Below are 16,226 nucleotides of genomic sequence, written 5' to 3'. Positions count from 1 at the left end.
CACATCCGATTGGTTCCCGAGCCTATCGTGCCGCACGCTCTGCGACACGATCACGTAACCGCGACACGGCAGTTGCGACTGCGGTTGTCCGAATCTCCCACCGTTCGCCGCCGAGCGCGAGGGGTACGCATTCGGTTCCGTCCGGGCCGGCGATACCGAGAAACACCGTTCCGACCGGGTGTCCGTCCTGCTCACTCGGACCGGCGACTCCGGTCAGTCCGATACCCCAGTCGGCGCCGCACCTCGTCCGGGCGCCGAGCGCCAACGCCACGGCGGTGCTCTCGGACACGGGGCCGTCCGTTGCCAGACGCTCGGGATCCACACCGGCCAGTGTTGCTTTCAGGTCGGTCGCATACACGACCAGGCCCCCACGCAGCACCGCGCTCGACCCTGGCACGGACGCGACCGCAGCCGTGAACAAGCCAGCCGTCAGAGATTCGGCGGCGGCGACAGTCTGCCTCGCGGCGCCAAGGGCGTCGACGAGTTCGACCACTCCGAGTGCGAGCAGCGGGTCCGTCATGACTCGACTGCGCGAACTCCGGCGCGAAGCCTGATCGCCTGCACGATATATTCGATTCCCGTCGCCACCGTCAGCACGACGGCAGCAGCCATCAGCAATCCGCTGACGATGTCCCAACTGCTCGGCAGCGGGCAGAGGTAGAACCCGATCGCGACGGCCTGCACGAGGGTCTTGAGCTTGCCGCCCTTGCCCGCCGGGATGACCGCGTGCCGCAGTACCGCGAACCGCAACAGCGTGATTCCGAGTTCTCTGGCGATGATCACTCCGGTCACCCACCACGACAGGTCACCGAGAACCGAAAGACCGATCAGCGCGGCGCCGATCAGTGCCTTGTCCGCGATCGGGTCCATGAGTTTGCCGAAATCGGTGACCAGACCGTACTTCCGAGCCAATTGGCCGTCGATCCGATCCGTGATCGCGGCGACGATGAACACGCCCATTGCCCCGAGACGCCACCACGTCGAGTGTCCGCCGTCGACGAACAGAACAACGAGAAAAACCGGAACGAGAACCATTCGGACCATCGTGAGAATGTTCGCGATGTTCAGCAACGGAACCGGGTTGTCCGCGACAGGTGTGCCGTCGGACGGGCCGACGGCGGCGCGATGGGCGTCGGTCTGATCGCGCGGGGTACTCATCGGATCACCGCACAGGCGGTGAGCCGAACCCGGGACAAAGCCGAGCGGCGCGGGAATTGCGTGGGGCGGACAGGCACGCGACTTAGAATATCGGTAGGGCCATTGACTAATGTGCACCACATGACTTCGACCGCGCCGACCTATACCGAGAGCCAGTTGATCGTGCGTCGCGCGCGAACGTCGGACATCCCCGAAATCAAGCGTCTGATCGACATCTACGCCGGCAAGATCCTCCTCGAGAAGAATCTCGTGACGCTGTACGAGGCAGTCCAGGAGTTCTGGGTCGCCGAGCGAGGCGGCCAGGTAATCGCTTGCGGCGCACTGCATGTGCTGTGGGCGGACCTGGGTGAGATCCGCACCGTCGCAGTCGATCCGACTGCCAAAGGCCAGGGCGCAGGTTTCCACGTCGTCGACAAACTCATCGAGGTCGCCAAGGAATTGGAGTTGGAACGGTTGTTCGTTTTGACGTTCGAGACCGAGTTCTTCCACCGTCACGGATTCGCGGAGATCGACGGCACCCCCGTCACCGCCGAGGTCTATGCGGAAATGTGTCGGTCCTACGACGCCGGCGTCGCCGAGTTCCTCGATCTGAGCTATGTGAAACCCAACACACTCGGCAATACTCGCATGCTCCTGACTCTCTGAACCGTTCAGACTCTTCACACACCACCCTCTCGATCACCAGCCCCGAAAGCGGTTCACGATGTCGTTGTTCCTCGTCGAATACACCTACGCGCCCGAGAAGAACGCTCAGCGCGACGAAGTCCGTAGCGATCACCGCGCGTGGCTCGCGGATCTGGTTTCCCGCTCGATCGTCTTGTCATCCGGCCCGTTTGCAGATGGAAACGGCGCGCTGATCATCGTCGACGCCGCAGACGCCGACACCGTTTCCCTCCTCTTCACCCACGATCCGTTCGCGATCGCCGATTTGATCGAGAAGGTCCGGATCACCGAGTGGGTTCCGGTGTTGGGTCAGTTCAGCGCCTGAGAGCCCCGGCCCCGGCTTACTCCCCCGCCCGGTCGCGAGTCTTCAACAGGCTCGCGACCGTCGTCACCGCCAATACTCCGACGATCACTCCGAGTGAGAGTGCCGTGGAGATTTCCGGGACGGAGACGTGTTCACCTCCGTTGACGAACGAGAGGGTGTTCTCGTGCAACGCGTGAAGTACCAATTTCACACCGATGAACGCCAGGATTATCGAGAGCCCGTACGAGAGATAGACCAGCCGTTCGAGCAACCCACCGATCAGGAAGTACAGCTGCCGTAGACCCATCAGCGCGAAGGCGTTGGCGGTGAACACCAGATACGGTTCCTGGGTCAGACCGTAGATCGCCGGAATCGAATCGAGCGCGAAGAGCACGTCGGCAAACCCGATTGCGATGAGCGCCAACAACAACGGTGTCACGACGCGCTTGCCGTCGATCCGGGTGATCAGTTTGTCCCCGTCGTATTCCTCGGTTGTCGGCAGCACCCGCTTCACGAGTGAGATGATGCGACTGTCGCGCTTCTCCTCGGCTTCCTTCTCATGCCCGTGATCGCGGATCAGGGTGTACGCGGTGTAGATCAGGAACGCACCGAAGAGGTAGAACACCCAGCTGTACGCATTGATGGCGGCCGCACCGACTCCGATGAAGATTCCGCGCATCACCAATGCGAGGACGATGCCGATCAGCAGGACTTTCTGCTGGAACTCTCGCGGGACGGCGAACGTCGACATGATGATCACGAAGACGAACAGATTGTCGACCGAGAGCGCCTTCTCCGTGACGTAGCCGGCGAAGTACTCACCGCCGTACGTGGTGCCCCAGATCCACATCACGACGAGGCCGAAGACGATGGCGATCGAAATGTAGACCGTCGACCAGAATGCGGACTCCCGGAAGGTCGGCGCATGCGGAGTGCGGACGTGGGCGAAGAAGTCGAAGACGAACAGGCCGAGGATCACCACGATCGTGATTCCCCAAGCCAACGGCGTCACATGCACGGGTTCCTCCGGTCGTCTGTCGACGGCTTGTCCGCCGAGGTGTCCCTACTCGTCTGCAGGTGCCTCGTCCGGGTCGCCGCCGCGTATCGACCACAGCAGACCGTCGAGTTCCTCAGGCTTCATCAAAACCTCGCGTGCCTTGGAGCCCTCGCTGGGTCCGACGACGCCGCGGTTTTCCATGAGGTCCATCAGTCTGCCGGCCTTGGCGAACCCGACTCGTAGCTTGCGCTGCAACATCGACGTCGAACCGAATTGACTCGTGATGACCAATTCCACGGCCTGCAGGAGGACATCCATGTCGTCGCCGATGTCGGGGTCGACGTCCTTCTTCTCCCCTGCCTTCTGTGCGGTGACACCTTCGGTGTACTCGGGCTCGGCCTGGTTTTTCGCGAAGTCGACAACTGCCGAGATTTCCTCGTCGGTGATGAACGCGCCCTGCATACGGGTCGGCTTACCCGCGCCCATGGGCAGGAAGAGGCCGTCACCCATACCGATGAGCTTCTCGGCGCCGGGCTGATCGAGGATGACTCGCGAGTCCGTCAGTGAAGACGTCGCGAACGCCAGACGCGAGGGCACGTTGGTCTTGATCAGGCCGGTGACGACGTCGACGGACGGGCGCTGCGTTGCCAGCACCAGGTGGATACCGGCAGCACGGGCTTTCTGCGTGATGCGGACGATTGCTTCTTCGACGTCGCGCGGCGCGGTCATCATGAGGTCGGCCAACTCGTCCACGATCGCCAGGATGTACGGGTACGGGCGGTAGACGCGCTCGCTGCCCAGCGGGGCGGTGATTTCGCCGGACTTGACCTTGGAGTTGAAGTCGTCGATATGACGCACCCGGTTGGCCTGCATGTCCTGGTAGCGCTGTTCCATCTCCTCGACCAACCAGGCCAGCGCTGCCGCTGCCTTCTTCGGCTGAGTGATGATCGGCGTGATCAGGTGCGGGATACCTTCGTACGGCGTGAGCTCGACCATCTTGGGGTCGATGAGGATCATCCGTACTTCTTCGGGCGTTGCTCGGGTGAGCAACGAGACGAGCATCGAGTTCACGAAGCTCGACTTACCCGAGCCGGTCGAACCTGCCACCAGAAGGTGGGGCATCTTCGCGAGGTTCGCACTGACGAAGTCACCTTCGATGTCCTTACCCAGACCGATCACCAGCGGATGGTGATCGCGTCGGGTGCTCGGCGCGTTCAAAACGTCGGCGAGGCGGACCATTTCGCGGTCGGAGTTCGGTACCTCGATACCCACCGCGGACTTACCCGGAATGGGGGCCAGGAGGCGGACGTTGTCGGTTGCCACGGCGTACGCGATGTTGCGGGCGAGCGCGGTGATCTTCTCGACCTTCACGCCTGGGCCGAGTTCGACCTCGTAGCGCGTCACCGTCGGTCCGCGGGTGAAACCGGTAACAGCGGCATCGATCTTGAACTGTTCGAGGACTTCGCTGATCGCCTCGATCATCGCGTCGTTCGCAGAACTGCGGAGCTTGGGCGGGTCTCCCTCGATCAGCAACGTCGTCGGCGGGAGGTTGTAGTCACCGTCGGTGACCCGATCGGTGACGAAGTGTTCCTTCTCCTCCGGCTCCGGTTCGGGTTTCGGCACGGGCTTGGCGATGGGGACCGAACGCGCAGGCACCTTGGGGCGCGGTGCCGGCGTCTCCACGACGGGCGCTGCCGCAGCCGCGACGGGCTCGTCGGGTACTGCGGTGTCGTCGGCGTTCCACAGACCGAGGACTTCGGTCTTCTTGTCTCCGGATTCGAACTCGTCCGTCGGGTAGTTGTCGATCGGTGCGCGTCGGCTGGTCCGCTTGGCGGGCTTGAGCGGTGGCTCGGCGTAGGTGTCGACCGGGTAGCCGTCGGCGTCGAACAGTGAAGGATCGTAAGCAGATTCGCCGTAGTGGTGCTCGCCGTCCTCGTCGAATTCGGATCCGTAGTCGCCGTATTCGTCCGAGCGATACGAGGCACCGAAGAAGGACTGGAACTTGCTCGGCACCTCACGCAGAGTCGTTCCGGTCAGAAGGAGGATTCCGAATCCGGCGGCGATGACCAGCAGCGGCGCAGACAGCCAGACGGTGAGCCCGTTGGTGAGCGGGCCGCCCACGACGTATCCGACAAACCCTGCGCCGTTGGAGCGACCGGTGGCGTCTGTCGGTGAACCCGAGATGATGTGCCAGAGGCCGAGCGCCGGCAGACCGACCAGCAAGGATCCCATGATCAGTCGGGGCCGGATCTCAGGTTTCGGTTCGGTGCGCATCAACAGGATCGCGAGACCGACGCCGACGATGGGGAGCACGGCCGAGGCCGCGCCGAAGATCGCCCGCACGAGGGTGTCGATGCCGCCGCCGATCGGACCACCGGCCTTGAACCAGACGCCACCGGCGATGACGACGCTGAATGCGATCAGGCCGAGCGCTATTCCGTCGCGGCGGTGGCCGGCTTCGATCTCACCGACCTTACTGACGGTGCGTGTGGTGGCGCCGACGCCGCGGGCAGCCAGGGACCACCCGGCTCCGATTCCCTTGCCCACAGCGGCCAACGGGCTGGCCCGCTGAGAGGTTTTCGATACCGGGCGGCGCGCGGCCGACGACGTACCGGACGCCTTCTTGGGCGCCGGCTTGGAGCCTTTGCCCGACGCGGGGCGCCCACCAGCCCTGGCCGAAGTCGTGACATTTCGAGGAGTCGATACAGTTCGCGTGGTGCGCGAGGCACGAGGTTTTGCGGTTGCGCGCGCGCTCGGAGTAGAGGCTGACGACCTGGTCGATGCCCTGGACGTAGACGTGCTTGTACTGGATCCCCGGGCGCTCGACTTACCTGCCATGGAGTTCAGGCTAGTCTGTGCGACCCCATCTGGACCATCCGCAACACCAGCAACACTGGTGGCGAGTGCGAAACGTGATCTTCACAACCCGTCTGTCGAGCTCGGCTCCGGCAGAAGGGGGCCATCAGAAACTGCGATCGAGCGCCATCACGGATTGAACGTCGGCCAGTTCACCTTTGGCTTCGATCTTCACCTCGTTGCGACCGAAAGCGTGCAGCAGCAACTCGGCGGGTTCACCCTGCAGGACAACACTGCGAGAGCCGGATTTGTGGACGACCGCACTCTCGCCGGACGGAAGTTCGAAAATGACCTCGACAGCGGCTTTGCGGTAACCCATCTTGCCGATCTGCCGGGCGTACTTCCACAGCTGAGCCTGCCGACCCTCCGACAACGGACGCGGCGCCCAGTTCAGATGTGCGCGTCGTACATCTTCGTGGTGGACGAACATTTCCGTGGTATTCACCTGCGCGTCGAGCCAGTACATCGGCGACCACCGAGGCGGCCCACTCCGAACGTCGTCGAGGATCTCCTCCCACGGACGCGCCGCTGCGGCCTTACGCACGCTCTCGGTGTGACCGGCAAGAGGGCTCAACATGATTCCGGGAGCGGCGTCGAGACGCCGCTCCCGGACTATCAGATGTGCTGCCAGGTCACGATTGGTCCACTCCCCACACAGTGTCGGAGCATCGGGGCCGAATTCGACCATGCTGTCCACCAGGGCGAGTCGTTCGTCATGAGCGAAGGTCACCTTCGCCAAAGTACTCGAACCGGACCGGGTTCGAGCGGAAGCGACCTGCTGTGCCGAATCTACGGAACCGCGATGACCGTCGGAATGATCATCGGACGGCGGCGGTACTTGTCCGCGACCCAGCGTCCGACGACGCGGCGCACCGACTGCGCGATGCGATGAGCGTCGATGACGCCTTCGCTCGCCAACCGGGCCAGGTCCGATTCCACGAGATCCGCGGCAGCCTTGAGCGCTGTCGGATCGTCGGAGAAGCCGCGACCGGACACCTCGGGGGTGCTGACCGCACGGCCCGTCGACTCGTTGATGACGATGGTGATCGCGATGAAGCCGCCCTCACCGAGCACGAGGCGATCGGACAGCGTCGGCTCACCGACGTCGCCGACGGACAGACCGTCGACGTAGACGTGTCCGACCGGTACGCGTCCGACGATCTCGGCGAGGCCGTCCACCATGTCGACCACGACGCCGTCCTCGGCCAATACGATGCGCTCTTCCGGCACGCCGGTTGCCTTTGCCAGCGCGGCGTTGGCACGCAGGTGCCGCCATTCACCGTGGACGGGCATGGCATTGGTGGGCCGAACCGCGTTGTACAGGTAGAGCAACTCACCGGCGGACGCGTGGCCCGAGACGTGAACCTTGGCACTCTGCTGGGTCACGACGGTGGCACCGCGCTTGGCCAAACCGTTGACCACGGCAAAAACGGAGTTCTCGTTGCCCGGGATCAGCGAAGACGCGAGAACGACAAGGTCGTTGGCGCGGATGTTGATCTGACGGTGTTCGCCGCGCGCCATCCGCGAGAGCGCTGCCAACGGCTCACCCTGCGAACCCGTCGAAATGAGCACCAGGCGATCGTCGGGAAGGGTGGCGGCGGTGTCGATGTCTACGACGAGGCCGTCGGGCACCGTCAGGTAGCCCAGATCCTGGGCGATCTGCATGTTGCGGACCATCGAGCGGCCGACGAAGACGATGCGGCGGTTGTACCGAGCGGCTACGTCGACGACCTGCTGGATGCGATGCACATGGCTGGCGAACGATGCCACGATGACGCGCTGCTTCGCCTTGCCGATGACATTGTCGAGCACTCCCCCGATTTCGCGCTCGGGTGTGACGAATCCCGGAACCTCGGCGTTCGTCGAGTCGACGAGGAACAGGTCGACGCCCTCGTCGCCCAGGCGGGAGAATCCGGCGAGGTCGGTCAGGCGGCCGTCGAGAGGCAGCTGATCGAGCTTGATGTCACCGGTGTGCAGTACGACGCCGGCGTCGGTGCGAATCGCGATCGCGAGAGCGTCGGGAATCGAGTGGTTGACCGCGAAGTACTCGCAGTCGAACGGGCCATGGGTGGTGGTGTTTCCCTCGACGACCTCGACCAGGTTCGGACGCAGGCGATGCTCGCGGCACTTGGCGGCAACGAGAGCGAGAGTGAACTTCGCGCCGATGACCGGAATGTCCGCGCGCAGACGCAGCAAGAACGGCAGAGCACCGATGTGGTCCTCGTGTCCGTGAGTCAAGATGACGGCTTCGACGTCGTCCATACGGTCTTCGATGTAGCGGAAGTCCGGGAGGATCAGGTCGACGCCAGGCTGCTGGTCCTCGGGGAACAGCACACCGCAGTCGACGATCAGCAACTTGCCACGGTGCTCGAACACCGTCATGTTGCGACCGATTTCGCCGATGCCGCCCAGCGCGACGATGCGCAGACCCGATGCCGGCGCCTTCGGGGGTGTTCCGAGGCGACCCGTGGGATCGACGGCCGGACGGTTCTCGGGGCGCTTGTTTCCGCGCCCGTTGCCCGACTTCGATGCTGCCGGTCGGTTACCGCCGGAAGATTTGCGCGGCGACCTGTCTTCGGTCGACTTCTTGGGTGCAGCAGATTTGGTGGCAGCGGACTTGGTTGCTGCAGATTTGGTTGCTGCGGCCTTCTTGGGCGGGGCGGCTGCGGCGGGGGCCGCTTCTGCCGCCGGCGCAGCTGGTGCCTCTACCGGTGCGGCCTTTGCGGCCGTTTCGGGAGCCGGAGGCGAAGGCGGACCGGCTTGACGACTGGCACTACGACGTCGGGGGGGACGGGTCATTTACAAAACTCCTGCCGCATGCAGATCGGCGGCAAGACCGTCGATCTGCTCTTTAGTGGGTGCAACCTGCGGAAGGCGTGGTTCTCCGACATCGATTCCGATGAGTCGCAGACCCGCCTTCGAAGCGCTGACACCGCCGAGGCGGGCAACGGAACGAATCACAGGGATCAAACTGAGGTTTATCTCGCGCGCGCGGGCGATATCGCCGGACACGAACGCGGTGTGAAGGTCGCGGAGACGACCCGGAACAAGATGGCCGATGACGCTGACGAAGCCGGTGGCGCCCACAGCGAGCCACGGCAGATTCAGCGGGTCGTCGCCGGAGAAGAACTGGAGCTCGGTGGTGCCGATCAACTCTGCGCCGGCGTTGAGGTCGCCCTTGGCGTCCTTGACGGCCTTGATTCGCGGGTGCTCGGCGAGTCGGCGGATCGTCTCGGTCTCGATGGGAACGACGGAGCGGGGCGGAATGTCGTACAACATGACGGGCAGGTCGGTCGCGTTGGCGACGGCGGTGAAGTGTGCAAACAGTCCGGCCTGGGGCGGACGTGAGTAATACGGGGTGACGACGAGCAGACCGTGCGCTCCGGCGCGAGCCGCGTCACGTGCGAGTTCGACGCTGTGAGCGGTGTCGTTGCTGCCGGCGCCTGCAACGATCTTCGCGCGGTTACCGACGGCGTCGATCACTGCGCGGAGCAGGTCGAGCTTCTCGGACTCGGTGGTGGTGGGAGATTCACCGGTGGTACCGGCAAGAACGAGGCCGTCACAGCCGTTGTCGACGAGATGGGCTGCGAGGCGCACTCCCGCGTCGACGTCCAACTTCCCGTCGGCAGTGAACGGGGTCACCATCGCAACGGAAATGGTGCCGAACGGACGCTCGACAAGAGAAGCGGAATCACCGTAGGTCATGGTCAGAAGGTTACCCGGTTCAGCTCTTACTTCTGCACACGAGTCACGACTCGGCCGCAAATGCGCTGACGGCAATTTCCGATCCGTCGCTTCCGCGAAGAATCTCGTAGTCCCCGAACACATTTGGCGCGACATCACGAAGCTGACGCAGGCACTCGACCGCGACTCGCCGGATCTCGACATCCGCATGTTCGGTGGCACGCATCTCGACGAAGTGCCGCCAGGCCCGATAGTTCCCGGTCACGACCAAGCGCGTCTCGGTGGCGTTGGGCAGCACCGAGCGCGCAGCCTGCCTGGCTTGCTTGCCCCGCATCGGGGCACCGGGCACCGATTGCAGTTTCCCTTCGAGGGCAGTCAGCAGTTCCCCGTAAGCGCGACGGCTTTCGTCGGTGGCATTCAGAAACAGTGCTTCGAGCTCGGGATCACCTTCGACAGCAGGAGGCACGACGACGTTTGCATCGTTCTCACGGACGAATCGCTGCGAGAGTTGCGAGTACGAGAAGTGCCGGTGACGAATCAATTCGTGAGTGCACGAGCGCGAGATACCGGTGATGTAGAAGCTCACTGTCGCATGCTCGAGCACCGAAACGTGTCCGACCTCGAGCAGATGCCTCAGATAGCCGGCGTTGGTTGCGGTTCGCGGATTCGGCTTGGACCAACTCTGGTAGCAGGCTCGACCGGAGAACTCGACCAGCGCTTCGCCACCATCCGCGTCCGTCTCCCACGGAATGTCCTCGGGCGGGAAGAACTCGGACTTCGCCACCAACTGCACTTTCAGTGACACCGTGTTCGGCACAACCCACTCCTCGACAAGCACGAAACGACCAGCACGAAACCCGGGCGCCGTTCGCCTCAGGTGCTGGGCAACTCTATAGCGGTCGACCGCCCTCGATACCGAGTGACGTCATCACATCCTTGACTGACGTCACTTTTGACGCCACTGTGGTGTCATGGACATTTCGGAGTACACCGCAAAGCTGCAGAACGACCTCGCCACTGCAGCCGAACTCGGCGACGATCACACGCGCCGGATTGCGGCGTCGTTGTCCGCCGCCATCGAACCCTCGGTCCGCCTGGTCTTGTTGGCCGCGGCGACGGAACTGGCCAAGGAGATCGGGGCGAAGCTGGGCGACCGAGAGGTCAAGGTGAATCTCGACGGAAGCGAATTACTGGTCGACGTCGTTCGCCCGCCGAACTCGACCGGCGGCGAGGGTGCAAACGAGAAGGCAGACGACGAGAAGAAGGACTCAACCTACTCGTTCGACGACGTCAGCGGAGATATCAGCCGGGTGACGTTGAGGATGATGGAGCAGATCAAAGCCCGCGCCGAGGAGGCCGCCAATCAGAACGGAGTCTCCCTCAACTCGTGGGTTTCACAAGCCGTCCAGGGCGCATTGCGGGACCAGATGCGCAAGAACGGCATGGACTAGCTCGACGCCAACCCGATCACCGAATGATCTAATTGCGCAACTGCAGTAATCACGAACCGTTGCCGCAAGGCGAGAAGGAGCACGTTCATGGCCGTTTCGGGCGTCAAGGAATTCGAGATCAAGGCTGATCCGGAAACGGTGATGAAGGCCGTAGCAGCCGTCGATCGGCTGCCGGAGTGGTCGTCTGCACACAAGAAGATCACCATCGAGAGCACCCACGACGACGGTCGCCCCCATCGCGTTCGCATGGCCGTGTCCATTCTGGGAATCAACGACGAGCAGGTAGTCGACTACACCTTCGAGGGCGACGAGAAGGTGACCTGGACCCTCGTGGAGAGCGGTCAGCAGAACCAGCAGGACGGCTCGTACGTCTTGACTCCCACCGACGGTGGAACCAAAGTCACCTTCGAACTGACCATCGATCCCAAGATCCCGCTGCCGGGCTTCCTGGTGAAGAAGGCACAGAAGACGGCCCTGGAAACAGCGAGCAAGGGCCTGACGAAGTTCGTCGAAAACTTCTGAGCGCACACGCAATTCAGGCGACCCTTACTTCGGCGTTCATCGCCGGGTAAGGGCCGTTTGCCGTGAAGCCGAGCTGTGTTTTCGCGGAAGTCCCTGCCGATGTTGAAGATTCGCCGGTAGCCGGGGACCGCCCGGAGTAACGTCGGCCGCGTGTCCGCCGAGACCGCAGAGCCCAACTCCATGGCACCCGTGCGCATCCTCGTCTACAGCGACGACGCACACACGCGCGAGCAAGTTCGGCTCGCTCTCGGAGAGCGCCCACATCCGTCGATGCCCACCATCGACTACATCGAGGTCGCGACGGCGCCGGTCGTCGTAGCCAAGCTCGATGCCGGCGGAATCGACCTCGCCATTCTCGACGGCGAGGCGAGTCCGGCGGGCGGCATGGGCGTCGCGAAACAACTCAAGGACGAGATCGCCGACTGTCCACCGATCCTCGTACTGACCGGTCGACCCGACGATGCGTGGCTGGCGTCGTGGTCGAGAGCGGAAGCCTCAGTGCCGCAGCCGATAGATCCGATCGAACTTGCTTCCACCGTCATCGCGCTTCTGCGTCGACAACTGAGCCAGTGAGCACCCGTTGCAGCGGTGATTCGTTGCGGCGCCGACTACTTCGGACTTTCGAGAGCGAAACTCGGCACCCCGAAAACGAACCCAATGTCGGAGGCCTCCCCTAGTGTGGGTGTCGCAGGTCACATAAGTATCGAATTGCTGGCAGTATCGAAATCGAACGGCACCTTCGGGCTGGGCGGACATCCGCACAGCGGAGAGGAGTTCGGGTGACATGAACGCTTACATCCCCATTCTCGTCCTCGGGGTCATCGCGATGGCCTTCGCTGTGGTGTCGGTTGTTCTCGCGTCCGTGGTCGGCCCGAAGCGGTACAACAGGGCGAAACTCGAAGCCTACGAATGCGGAATCGAACCGGCACCCCGTACCGCCGGTGGCGGGCGGTTTCCCGTCAAGTTCTATCTGACGGCAATGCTGTTCATCATCTTCGACATCGAGATCGTTTTCCTCTACCCGTGGGCGGTGCATTTCGATTCGCTCGGCTTGTTCGGCCTCGCGGCGATGGGCCTTTTCATAGTCAACGTCTCGGTGGCATACGCATACGAATGGCGACGAGGCGGTCTCGGTTGGGACTAGGCCAGCGGACACAGGTACAGCACACATACGTCAGACAAAACCGGTCACACCGCAGCTGTTACGACTGAAAAGAGTCGGATATGGGTCTCGAAGAAAAGCTCCCCAGCGGATTTCTACTGACCACTGTCGAGGGCCTGGCAGGGTATGCCCGCAAAGGATCACTGTGGCCTGCCACCTTCGGGCTCGCGTGCTGCGCGATCGAGATGATGGCAACCACGTCAGGTCGCTTCGACCTGGCGCGGTTCGGCATGGAGGCATTCCGCGCGTCGCCGCGACAGGCAGACCTTCTGATCGTGGCCGGGCGGGTCAGTCAAAAGATGGGGCCGGTACTTCGTCAGGTCTACGACCAGATGGCCGAGCCGAAATGGGTTCTGGCCATGGGTGTGTGTGCGTCGTCCGGCGGAATGTTCAACAACTACGCAGTGGTACAGGGCGTCGACCACATCGTGCCGGTCGACATCTACTTGCCCGGCTGTCCGCCGCGGCCGGAGATGCTCCTGAACGCGATCATCGAACTGCACCGAAAGATCCAGGAGATGCCCCTCGGCGTGAACCGCGAAGAGGCACGCGCGGCAGCCGAGCGCGCCGCACTGGCATCCACCCCCACCATCGACATGAAGGGGCTTCTGCGATGACCGCGGGCAACAACGGATCGAGGGGGATGTTCGGGGTCCGCGGCAGTGGTGACACCTCGGGCTACAGCCGGCTCGCCCCGCCGATCTCAGTAGAGGACAAGGCCTCTCGACCGTTCGGTGGATACTTCGACGAAGTTGCGGACTCCTTGGATGCCGCATTGCGCAGCGCGGGCAGCACTTTCACCGATGCAATCGAGCGGGTAGTGATCTTTCGAGACGAGATGACGCTGCATGTCGAACGGTCTCACCTCCCGCAGGTCGCGCGCAGACTGCGCGACGAATCGGAACTGCGCTTCGAACTTTGCCTGGGTGTCGATGGAGTCCACTATCCGCAGGACACCGGTCGCGAGCTCCACGCCGTATATCCATTTGCTTCGATCACGCACAACCGCCGGATCAGACTGGAAGTGTCCGTGCCGGACTCCGATCCACATATTCCGTCCATCGTCGGGATATACCCCACCAACGATTGGCACGAGCGTGAGACCTACGACTTCTTCGGGATCGTCTTCGACGGTCACCCGGCCCTGACCCGTATCGAGATGCCCGACGACTGGAAGGGCCACCCACAGCGCAAGGACTATCCGCTCGGCGGTATCCCGGTCGAGTACAAGGGCGCCCAGACTCCTCCACCCGACGAGCGTAGGTCGTACAACTGATGAACGAGACGACAGGAAGCAACTCCGGTGCCACGACGGAAACCGTCGTCACAGCATCGGGTCAGGACTGGGACGACATCGTCACCGCGGCCGCTCGCCAGCGAACCGGCGAGGCCGAACGGATCGTGGTCAACATGGGCCCGCAGCATCCGTCCACTCACGGCGTCTTGCGCCTCATTCTCGAAATCGAGGGTGAGACAGTCGTGGAAGCTCGGTGTGGAATCGGCTACCTGCACACCGGAATCGAAAAGAATCTCGAATACCGGAACTGGACGCAGGGCGTCACTTTCGTTACTCGAATGGACTACCTGTCACCGTTCTTCAACGAAACCGCGTACTGCCTCGGAGTCGAAAAACTTCTCGGCATCACCGACGACATTCCCGAGCGAGCCACCGTCATTCGCGTGATGATGATGGAGCTCAATCGAATCTCGTCGCACCTTGTCGCCCTGGCAACCGGTGGAATGGAACTGGGCGCCGTGACGGCGATGCTGTTCGGATTCCGCGAACGCGAATTGATTCTGGACGTGTTCGAGACGATCACCGGACTGCGGATGAATCACGCCTACATCAGGCCTGGTGGTCTCGCTCAGGATCTACCCGACGGGTCGGTCGCGAAGGTACGAGAACTGTTGAAGGTCCTACCGAAACGGTTGCGTGACGTCGAACTGATGCTCAGTGACAACTCCATCTGGAAAGCCCGCACCCAGGGAATCGGATATCTCGATCTCACCGGCTGCATGGCGCTCGGCGTGACGGGGCCGGTCCTACGCGCCACGGGTCTCCCCCACGATCAGCGTCGAGCGCAGCCCTACTGCGGCTACGAGAACTACGAATTCGACGTCGTGACGCACGACGGATCCGATTGCTACGGAAGGTACGTCATCCGTGTCGAGGAGATGAAGGAGTCCCTCAAGATCGTCGAGCAGTGCCTCGACAAACTGCAACCGGGGCCGGTCATGGTGGACGACAAGAAGATCGCCTGGCCTGCCGATCTCGCTGTCGGACCGGATGGCCTCGGCAATTCGCAGAAGCACATCGCCAAGATCATGGAGTCGTCCATGGAGGGTCTGATTCACCATTTCAAACTGGTCACCGAAGGAATCCGCGTGCCGCCCGGCCAGGTGTACGTCGCCGTCGAGTCCCCGCGTGGCGAGTTGGGTGTGCACATGGTCAGCGACGGGGGAACCCGGCCGTACCGCGTCCATTTCCGGGATCCGTCATTCACCAACCTTCAAGCGGTAGCGGCGATGTGCGAGGGAGGCATGGTGTCCGACGTGATCGCCTCGGTTGCCAGTATCGATCCCGTCATGGGCGGAGTGGACCGATGACCGGCCCGAACGGCTCGTCACGGGTGTTCATCGAACTCGGGCCGCGCCCGAACGAGCCCACGCAACTGGTACGCCCTGGCGCACGATCGAGTTATCCGCCTGACGTACTCGCTCGACTCGACGCCGATGCCGAAACCGTCATCGCTCGTTACCGTGAGCCTGACGCCGCGGCGACCACCAGTCGATCAGCCCTCCTGCCGCTCCTTCATCTCGTGCAGTCCGAGGACGGGTACATCACCCCGGCCGGGATCGATTTCTGCAGTGCCAAGCTGGGTTTGACCGGCGCCGAGGTTGCCGCCGTTTCCACCTTCTACTCGATGTATCGCCGTGGTCCGACGGGTGAGTATCTGGTCGGAGTCTGCACCAACACGCTCTGCGCGATCATGGGCGGAGACGACATCCTCGCAGCACTCGAAGAGCATCTCGGGTCAGCCGGCTCCAGAGACGAAGGCGGACACTCCATCTCGACGTCCGACGGCAAGATCACCCTCGAACACATCGAGTGCAATGCGGCGTGCGACTACGCCCCCGTCATGATGATCAACTGGGAGTTCTTCGACAACCAGACTCCGGAATCGGCGCGCTCACTCGTCGATGCGCTCCGCGCCGGAGAGCGCGTGACACCCAGTCGCGGTGCCACACTGTGTTCGTTCCGACAGACCGCACGCACCTTGGCCGGGTTCCCCGATACGCGAATCGAAGCAGCCGAAGCACAAACAATCGGCGGGGCAACTCTTGCCGGACTGCGTATCAGCCGATCTCACGACGACAACCCACCCGGTTCGGCCTCAGCAGCCGACGCTCCCGGCGAAGGGAAGTGAC

At 63.0% G+C, this 16,226-nt stretch carries 18 protein-coding genes; 10 read left to right on the top strand and 8 right to left on the bottom strand.

Going from position 1 to position 16,226, the window contains the following annotated elements; translation table 11 throughout:
- Positions 1-22: 22 nt before the first annotated feature.
- Positions 23-520, bottom strand: coding sequence for a CinA family protein (locus tag BH682_RS12935; RefSeq protein WP_003942100.1), 498 nt, complete (start codon positions 518-520; stop codon positions 23-25).
- Positions 517-1,158, bottom strand: coding sequence for a CDP-diacylglycerol--glycerol-3-phosphate 3-phosphatidyltransferase (gene pgsA / locus BH682_RS12930; protein ID WP_003942125.1), 642 nt, complete (start codon positions 1,156-1,158; stop codon positions 517-519). Before pgsA ends, BH682_RS12935 begins: the two co-directional genes overlap by 4 nt.
- Before the next feature lie 120 nt (positions 1,159-1,278).
- Here pgsA and BH682_RS12925 point away from each other — a divergent pair, with 120 nt between their 5' ends.
- Entirely contained in the window at positions 1,279-1,803 is a 525-nt protein-coding gene (locus BH682_RS12925) for an amino-acid N-acetyltransferase (protein ID WP_007735157.1), read from the top strand.
- Positions 1,804-1,861: 58 nt separating this feature from the next.
- Complete coding sequence (locus BH682_RS12920; protein WP_003942124.1) at positions 1,862-2,146, top strand: YciI family protein; 285 nt, start codon at positions 1,862-1,864, stop codon at positions 2,144-2,146.
- 16 nt (positions 2,147-2,162) lie between these two features.
- Here the strand turns inward: BH682_RS12920 and BH682_RS12915 are convergent, their stop codons facing one another.
- From BH682_RS12915 to thyX, 6 genes are all read right to left on the bottom strand, one after another.
- Positions 2,163-3,143 carry a TerC family protein gene (locus BH682_RS12915; protein ID WP_075833041.1) on the bottom strand — a complete coding sequence of 327 codons (981 nt, stop codon included), beginning with the start codon at positions 3,141-3,143 and terminating at the stop codon, positions 2,163-2,165.
- Between the two features lie 45 nt (positions 3,144-3,188).
- Positions 3,189-5,960 (bottom strand): DNA translocase FtsK, encoded by a 2,772-nt coding sequence (locus tag BH682_RS12910; protein WP_030535561.1) that lies wholly within the window; start codon positions 5,958-5,960, stop codon positions 3,189-3,191.
- A 124-nt stretch (positions 5,961-6,084) separates the two neighbouring features.
- Positions 6,085-6,708 (bottom strand): TIGR03085 family metal-binding protein, encoded by a 624-nt coding sequence (locus BH682_RS12905; protein ID WP_003942175.1) that lies wholly within the window; start codon positions 6,706-6,708, stop codon positions 6,085-6,087.
- Between the two features lie 59 nt (positions 6,709-6,767).
- Positions 6,768-8,777: a ribonuclease J gene (locus BH682_RS12900; RefSeq protein ID WP_003942231.1), complete on the bottom strand. Its 2,010-nt coding sequence runs from the start codon at positions 8,775-8,777 to the stop codon at positions 6,768-6,770.
- A complete protein-coding gene (dapA, locus tag BH682_RS12895) occupies positions 8,778-9,683 on the bottom strand; it encodes a 4-hydroxy-tetrahydrodipicolinate synthase (RefSeq protein WP_003942142.1) in 906 nt (301 codons plus the stop codon).
- Between the two features lie 43 nt (positions 9,684-9,726).
- Positions 9,727-10,479: an FAD-dependent thymidylate synthase gene (gene thyX, locus BH682_RS12890; RefSeq protein ID WP_003942250.1), complete on the bottom strand. Its 753-nt coding sequence runs from the start codon at positions 10,477-10,479 to the stop codon at positions 9,727-9,729.
- A gap of 154 nt (positions 10,480-10,633) precedes the next feature.
- Here thyX and BH682_RS12885 point away from each other — a divergent pair, with 154 nt between their 5' ends.
- The 8 genes from BH682_RS12885 to nuoE all read left to right on the top strand — a co-directional run bounded on the left by BH682_RS12885 (position 10,634) and on the right by nuoE (position 16,225).
- Complete coding sequence (locus BH682_RS12885; RefSeq protein WP_003942206.1) at positions 10,634-11,113, top strand: toxin-antitoxin system HicB family antitoxin; 480 nt, start codon at positions 10,634-10,636, stop codon at positions 11,111-11,113.
- A gap of 87 nt (positions 11,114-11,200) precedes the next feature.
- Positions 11,201-11,635 carry an SRPBCC family protein gene (locus BH682_RS12880; RefSeq protein ID WP_003942203.1) on the top strand — a complete coding sequence of 145 codons (435 nt, stop codon included), beginning with the start codon at positions 11,201-11,203 and terminating at the stop codon, positions 11,633-11,635.
- A 180-nt stretch (positions 11,636-11,815) separates the two neighbouring features.
- Positions 11,816-12,208, top strand: coding sequence for an Rv3143 family two-component system response regulator (locus BH682_RS12875; RefSeq protein WP_075835268.1), 393 nt, complete (start codon positions 11,816-11,818; stop codon positions 12,206-12,208).
- 211 nt (positions 12,209-12,419) lie between these two features.
- A complete protein-coding gene (locus tag BH682_RS12870; RefSeq protein WP_003942165.1) occupies positions 12,420-12,779 on the top strand; it encodes an NADH-quinone oxidoreductase subunit A in 360 nt (119 codons plus the stop codon).
- Positions 12,780-12,859: 80 nt separating this feature from the next.
- The gene (locus BH682_RS12865) at positions 12,860-13,414 is read left to right on the top strand and encodes a NuoB/complex I 20 kDa subunit family protein (protein ID WP_003942234.1); all 555 of its coding nucleotides are present in this window, start codon (positions 12,860-12,862) and stop codon (positions 13,412-13,414) included.
- Positions 13,411-14,073 carry an NADH-quinone oxidoreductase subunit C gene (locus BH682_RS12860; RefSeq protein ID WP_003942167.1) on the top strand — a complete coding sequence of 221 codons (663 nt, stop codon included), beginning with the start codon at positions 13,411-13,413 and terminating at the stop codon, positions 14,071-14,073. The genes BH682_RS12865 and BH682_RS12860 overlap by 4 nt, the downstream gene beginning before the upstream one ends.
- Positions 14,073-15,404: an NADH dehydrogenase (quinone) subunit D gene (gene nuoD, locus BH682_RS12855; protein ID WP_007735150.1), complete on the top strand. Its 1,332-nt coding sequence runs from the start codon at positions 14,073-14,075 to the stop codon at positions 15,402-15,404. The genes BH682_RS12860 and nuoD overlap by 1 nt, the downstream gene beginning before the upstream one ends.
- On the top strand, positions 15,401-16,225 hold the full coding sequence (nuoE, locus tag BH682_RS12850) for an NADH-quinone oxidoreductase subunit NuoE (RefSeq protein ID WP_075833039.1): 825 nt from the start codon (positions 15,401-15,403) through the stop codon (positions 16,223-16,225). The genes nuoD and nuoE overlap by 4 nt, the downstream gene beginning before the upstream one ends.
- Position 16,226: the final 1 nt, after the last annotated feature.

The organism is Rhodococcus sp. YL-1, from assembly GCF_001942025.1.
Lineage (GTDB): Bacteria > Actinomycetota > Actinomycetes > Mycobacteriales > Mycobacteriaceae > Rhodococcus_F > Rhodococcus_F qingshengii.
Note: the sequence above shows the minus strand (reverse complement) of the source record. Positions and strands in the feature narration are given on the sequence as shown.